Origin of the sequence: Paraburkholderia sp. J7 (genome assembly GCF_905220155.1) — a bacterium.
GTDB lineage: Bacteria > Pseudomonadota > Gammaproteobacteria > Burkholderiales > Burkholderiaceae > Paraburkholderia.
The window spans coordinates 1-283 of the sequence record NZ_CAJMYZ010000132.1; the positions used below are offsets into that span (position 1 = coordinate 1).

Genomic DNA, 283 nt, shown 5'->3' on the forward strand with positions numbered 1-283 from the left:
TCCTTCGCGCGCCAGATATTCCGGCGACGCCACCACGTATTGCGTCACCGCACATAGCCGCCGCGCCACCAGCGACGAATCGGGCAACGCGGCAATACGCAGCGCGGCGTCGAATCCATCGGCGACCAGATCGACCGACGCATCCGACAGATGCAGGTCGATCGACACTTCCGGATACGCGCGGAAGAACCCCGGCAGCAGCGGCGCGACCCAGCGCAGCCCGAACGACATCGGCACGGCCAGGCGCACCAGCCCGCGCGGCTGCACCGACATTTCGCGCGCC

At 68.6% G+C, this 283-nt stretch carries 1 protein-coding gene; it reads right to left on the reverse strand.

The features are described 5' to 3' along the window. A partial coding sequence (locus U5A58_RS40650; protein WP_321965479.1) for a LysR substrate-binding domain-containing protein occupies positions 1–283 on the reverse strand: 283 nt, incomplete at both ends.